This is a genomic window from Methylobacterium sp. CM6244 (assembly GCF_054817885.1).
Genome location: NZ_CM139247.1, coordinates 75,001 through 80,000, shown reverse-complemented (window position 1 = coordinate 80,000; position 5,000 = coordinate 75,001). Strand labels below are relative to the sequence as shown.

5 protein-coding genes (2 of these 5 only partly in view) are annotated in these 5,000 nt (G+C 64.5%); 4 read left to right on the top strand and 1 reads right to left on the bottom strand.

Annotation, left to right across the window (positions count from 1 at the left end; genetic code table 11):
• A protein-coding gene (locus ACYQML_RS00330) for a helicase-related protein (RefSeq protein ID WP_461234369.1) crosses the window boundary here: on the bottom strand, positions 1 to 1,571 show its 5' portion. Its footprint begins 571 nt before the window's first position; only the first 1,571 of its 2,142 coding nucleotides appear in the window; its start codon is at positions 1,569 to 1,571; its stop codon lies beyond the left edge, outside the window.
• 428 nt (positions 1,572 to 1,999) lie between these two features.
• On the opposite strand from ACYQML_RS00330, the gene ACYQML_RS00325 reads away from it, so the two are divergent.
• The 4 genes in view from ACYQML_RS00325 to ACYQML_RS00310 are tightly spaced (each overlapping or abutting the next) and all read left to right on the top strand, a layout consistent with a single transcriptional unit that may run on beyond the window.
• Entirely contained in the window at positions 2,000 to 3,166 is a 1,167-nt protein-coding gene (locus ACYQML_RS00325; RefSeq protein ID WP_461234368.1) for an acyl-CoA dehydrogenase family protein, read from the top strand.
• Positions 3,163 to 3,750: a class I SAM-dependent DNA methyltransferase gene (locus ACYQML_RS00320; protein WP_461234367.1), complete on the top strand. Its 588-nt coding sequence runs from the start codon at positions 3,163 to 3,165 to the stop codon at positions 3,748 to 3,750. The genes ACYQML_RS00325 and ACYQML_RS00320 overlap by 4 nt, the downstream gene beginning before the upstream one ends.
• Positions 3,728 to 4,468: a cytochrome b/b6 domain-containing protein gene (locus ACYQML_RS00315; RefSeq protein WP_461234366.1), complete on the top strand. Its 741-nt coding sequence runs from the start codon at positions 3,728 to 3,730 to the stop codon at positions 4,466 to 4,468. The genes ACYQML_RS00320 and ACYQML_RS00315 overlap by 23 nt, the downstream gene beginning before the upstream one ends.
• Positions 4,465 to 5,000 carry the 5' portion of a molybdopterin-dependent oxidoreductase gene (locus ACYQML_RS00310; protein WP_461234365.1) on the top strand. The gene runs 205 nt beyond the window's last position, so 536 of the gene's 741 nt are visible here — the first part of the coding sequence; it begins with the start codon at positions 4,465 to 4,467; its stop codon lies off the right edge, out of view. Before ACYQML_RS00315 ends, ACYQML_RS00310 begins: the two co-directional genes overlap by 4 nt.

Genomic DNA, 5,000 nt, shown 5'->3' with positions numbered 1-5,000 from the left:
TCGATGCCGACCGCATTGGTGGCTGCGACGTAACCGACATCCTGATGTCCGAACCGTCCTGCGCGACCGGCAATTTGACGAATCTCTGAGTTTGTCAGCGCACGCTCGCCGACACCGTCCCATTTCCTTGTGGCGGAAAAGACGATGCGTTTCAGGGGACCGAGGTTGAGGCCCATGCCGATCGCGTCCGTGGTCACCAATACGGTGGCCTCACCGGTACGGAAGCGTGCCGCCTCCGCCCTCCGCACCTCGGGAGACAGAGCGCCGTAGATCGTCGCCACGCTATGCCCGGCCGCGACCAGGATTTCGCGATTCTCGTGGACGGCGCGACGCGAGAAGGCGACGACGGCGTCACCCGGCTCCACATTCTCCAGGGGAACCGGTTCCTCCATAAGAACCAGGGGTGTCTTGCGAACGAAGGTGATGACCTCGAGCGATTCGTTGGCGGCCTCCGCCGCGCGCCGGACAGCGGCCAGCGCATCGTCCGAGCCGCAGACGATGACGGTCTTCGCCGGGATGCCGAACAGAGCATTGGTCCAGGCCCAGCCCCGGTCCGGGTCGGAGAGCATCTGAATCTCATCGATCACGGCGACATCGATGGGCCGCGTCAGGTCGGCGGTTTCGATGGTCCGCGATGTGTGGGTCGGTCTCTCCTCGCCGAGAACCTCTTCGCCGGTCACCATCCCGGCCTTCAGCCCGCGCTCGGCCAATCCCTCGTAATTCTCGAGCGCGAGCAGGCGCAGCGGCGCCAGATAGGTGCCGGTCGGGGCCGCCGCCAAATGTTGCAGGGCCGCGTAGGTCTTGCCGGAATTGGTCGGCCCCATATGGAAGATGATGCGGCGGCCAAGGCGTCGGGCGACCGTGAACTTCTCGATATACGCACCGAACCCAACCTGGTCGCGCAGGCGCCGCAAGCGCGAATCCTCCCTTGCGACGAGCTTCGCGCGTTTCCGCACCGGAGCCAGCGTATCGCTCATGGATCGGCCGAGATTCGGTCCGTCATGGAACACCCGTGAGCGGAGCGAGCGGTCCATATGGTCGATATAGGTGACGGCGTCGGCGCCGACCTCTCGCAGATCCCCGGCGATGGCGTCCCTGAGGCGTTCGAGGGAGGGACGGAGCGTCCGTCCCGTCTTTGCGGTGATCTCGGCGACCGCCGTTCGCAACGTCTCGATCCGCCAGGCCGGGTCGTTCCGCTCCGCCATGCCCGAGACGATGTCACTGGCGACGCCGTCCAGCGGGACCTCGACCCGCACGTCCATGCGACCGCCATCGAGGAGCGGTAGCATCACGCGCACGCGCCATATCAGCGTGTCGTTAGCGGCGATCGTCACCTTCAGCCCCGGCACGCTTCTGGCGACCGCTTCCGCTCCGGCCTTGGCGAAGGCATGCACGGCCTTCATTCGCCGTAGCGCCTTGCCCACACGCGCATCGTCGACGTAACCGCCGAATTCCGGAAGGTCGAGTTGGAGCCGCAGCCCCTCGATATCGACGGAACGTGGCGGAAGGCCGAGGCGGGCGACGGCTTCCATCAGGAGATCGACGGTGGAAGGAACGCGCTTTCGCGCCATGGGGACCGATCCTGGAACGGGTGAGGCAAAAGCCTCGACATGATGCTCGGCAAAGCCGCGCCGAAGGCGATTGCAGAGCCGCGAGGAGGCTGCCCGATCTCGGACCCGGCGCCTATAACCGATATGGGGATAAACCGGCTTTTTTGGAGTTGTGGATCCCTGGCTGCGAGGATGATGCACGTCATGGGAGACGACGCTGCCGAACCAGCCCGTCCTACGGTCGTTCACCCATGACCAGCGTTGCCGCCGGTCTGGCGGCCCGGTGGAGCGTCAGATCGCCCGTCATCGGCCGATCAAGAATCCAAGGTAAATCGTAGAATGTCCGCGCCTGGGTGTCGCACGGCGGAAGGCAGAACGAAGTATATCTGTCACGCTATTCCTATGTCATAAATATTTATCATAACGGATGCGACGCCCGCGTGGAGAGGATGAACAGCGTGGACCAACCGACACCGGTCGCCCACACCACTTTCGATCCCACGAATGCGGCGAGGATTGCCGCCAGGGCAGCGGCTGCACGGGCGGCCGAGCATGATCACGATGGCGGGTTTCCCGCGGCCGATGTGGAGCATCTTCGCACGCTCGGCCTGCTTGCCGCGCCGATCCCGCGGGACGAGGACGGCGCCGGGCTTGGCGAAGAACCGGGGGCCGCCGACCTCTGTAGCGTGTTGCGCGTCATCGGGAGCGGCAGCCTCGCCCTAGGCCGGATCTATGAGGGCCATGTCAACGCGCTCCAATTGGTCGCGCGCTACGGCGACCGTTCTCAGCGCGCGCGACTGTTCGAAGACGCGCGGCAGGGGCATCTTTTCGGCGTCTGGAACACCGAACTCTTCGATGACGGGCTGAAGCTCGAGGAAGTGGCCGACGGTTATCGCTTGAGGGCCGGCAAGATCCTCGCATCCGGGGCCGGTTTCGTCAGCCGCCCCTTGGTCACCGCCCGCACGGTTCCCGGCGATCTCGCCTTCATGGTGATACCGGAACTGACGCCTGGGACACGGGCGGATCTGTCCGATTGGCGGGCGCATGGCATGCGTGCCTCGGCGACGGGAAAGGTCGATCTGACCGGCCTCCCTATCGGATCGGGTGAGCTGCTCGGCGAGCCCGATTCCTACTCGCGACAGCCTTATTTCTTCGGTGGAGCCTGGCGTTTCGCTGCCGTCCAGCTCGGTGGGATCGAGGCGGTCATCGACATTTGGCGCGATCACCTCCGCCGGACCGGCCGGGGACCTGATCCCCATCAATCGGCACGGCTGGGAGAGGGGCTGATCGCCACCGAGACAGCCCGCCTATGGGTGGAGCGCGCCGCCCGTATCGTCTTCGAAGACGATCTCCATCCCGAGCGGATCGTGGCCTATGTTCATCTGGCGCGAACCGCCGTCGAGACAGCGGGACTTTCCGTGCTCCAGCTCGCCCAGCGCTCCGTGGGGCTGCAGGGGTTCCTTCGCGATCATCCCCTCGAACGCGCCTCGCGCGATCTCGCCACCTATCTTCGCCAGCCGGCACCGGATTTCGCGCTGACATCGGCCGCGCGTTATGTCCTTGGTGAGACCGTGTCCGCCGGAGATCTCTGGCGTGATTCCGGAGATGTGCCATGACGCGTCATTCGCAGACGATGCCGCCCGATTATTTCGACAACCGCTACGCCGAGGATCCCGATCCCTGGCAGTTCGCCACAAGCGAATACGAGGCTGCCAAGTATGCGGCGACGCTGGAAGCGTTGCCGAAGCCGCATTACGCGTCGGCGCTGGAGATCGGCTGTTCGATCGGCGTGTTCACCAAGGCGTTGGCAGCCCGATGTGACACCCTCATCGGTATCGATACCGCGGAGAAGGCTCTCGAACAGGCACGCGAGCGCTGTCGGGAAGCGCCGCATGTGAGCTTTGAGCGGTTGCACGCTCCCGGCCAATGGCCTGCCGGCCGGTTCGACCTGATCCTGATATCCGAGGTCCTCTACTTTTTCGACGCAGCCGACATGCCCCGCCTGGCTGAGCGGATTCTCGGCACGCTCGACACGGGAGGCACCATCGCGCTGGTCCATTGGACCGGGCCGACCCATTATCCGCAAACGGGGGACGCGGCTTCGGACCAACTCATCGACATCCTCGACTCGTCGATCCACGTCACTCATCGTCATCGCACCGATCGGTACCGGCTCGATGTCCTCACCCGCATCTCCTGACCTTCACGCGGTGGCGACGGAGGCGGGCCCACAATCCCGCCGCACCGTATTCCGGCATCCTGTCTGGCTGCGATTGACCCATTGGGTGAATGCTGCGGCCTTTCTGGTCCTGCTGATCAGTGGAATCGCCATCCTTCTCGCCCTGCCGCGATTGTTCTGGGGCGAGACGGGTGCCAACGGCGCCCCGGCATGGCTCGAACTTCCCTTACCGGTGAATCTGGAACAGACCGGCTGGGGCAGAAACCTGCACTTCCTCGCCGCCTGGATCCTGGTGATCAACGGGCTCGCCTATCTTCTCCTCGTTCTGGCGAGCGGACATCTTCGCAAGAACTTGGTACCGAACAGGGATCAACTGTCCGCCCGGCATCTCGCCCGGGAAATCAGTGATCACGTCAGGTTCGAGAAGGCGCGTGGCAACGAGGCGCTCCGGTACAACGCGTTGCAGAAATTCGCTTATCTCGGCGTTGTCCTGATCCTGTTTCCGCTCATGGTGTTCACTGGCCTCACCATGTCTCCGGGCTTCACGACGGCGTTTCCCGAGCTCTTCACCCTGTTCGGTGGTCGCCAATCCGCGCGGACCATCCATTTCCTGGTGGCCAGCCTGCTCGTGCTTTTCCTGCTCGTCCACGTGGTTCAGGTCTTCGTCGGCGGCGCGGCCAATCTCATGCGTTCGATGATCACCGGGCGCTTCACCATCCCCAGGGAGACGGAACGATGACCGATCTTTCCCGGCGTCGGCTTCTAACGGGATCGGCCGGTCTCGTCGGGGCTGGTTTCCTCGGCGGTTGCGAGGCGCCGGCGTTGAGCCGTCTGGCGACGCCCTATGATTGGAGCAACGGCCTGACCTTCGCCGTGCAGCGTTGGCTTCTCCGGCGCCAGCCCCTCGTCCGGGAGTTCGGGCCCGAGGCGATCTCGGCCGTCTTTCCGACGATCAACACGACCGATCCGGACGATCCCGGCTACAGGACATCGAAGGCCATCGGTTTCACGGATTGGAAGCTGCCGGTGACCGGTCTCGTGGAAAGACCGGGGGCGTTTTCCCTGGCCGACCTCAAGGCGATGCCGGCCCGAACGCAGATCACGTTGCACAGCTGCGAGCAGGGATGGTCCGCCATTGCCGGGTGGACGGGAGTGCCGCTCGCAGGCCTGCTCGCTCATGTCGGCCTGAAGCCAGAGGCGCGCTTCATCGTCATGCGCAGCGTCGATGGTTGGTGGGACAGTTTCGACTTGTTCGATGCGCTGCATCCCCA